A 476-nucleotide genomic window follows, 5' to 3' on the forward strand; every position below is an offset into this window, starting at 1 on the left:
AGCTGGTGGAGTTTCGTGATGAGTTACCGAAATCTAACGTCGGAAAAATTTTGCGACGAGAATTACGTGACGAAGCGCGCGGCAAAGTGGACAATAAAGCCTGAGTGTTAAGTCAGTCGTCAGACGCCGGTTAATCCGGCGTTTTTTTTGACGCCCACTAAAGAGAAAACAATTTGAATTACCAAATGATTACCACGGACGATGCGCTGGCTTCTTTGTGTGAAGCCGTCCGTGCCTTTCCGGCGATAGCCCTGGATACTGAATTTGTTCGTACGCGCACTTATTACCCGCAGCTGGGGTTGATTCAACTTTTCGATGGCGAGCATCTGGCGCTAATTGATCCTCTCGGGATCACCGACTGGTCACCGCTGAAAGCGATCCTGCGCGATCCGTCCATCACAAAATTTCTCCATGCAGGCAGTGAAGATCTGGAAGTGTTCCTCAATGTCTTTGGCGAATTACCACAACCCTTGATT

Annotated in this window: 1 protein-coding gene; it reads left to right on the forward strand. The window is 48.9% G+C overall.

The window, feature by feature from the left end:
* Positions 1-185: 185 nt before the first annotated feature.
* On the forward strand, positions 186-476 hold a 291-nt coding region (locus H9X96_RS22415; protein ID WP_222943971.1), incomplete at its 3' end, for a hypothetical protein.

It is taken from the genome of Pedobacter sp. N36a, from assembly GCF_014472395.1.
GTDB lineage: Bacteria > Bacteroidota > Bacteroidia > Sphingobacteriales > Sphingobacteriaceae > Pedobacter.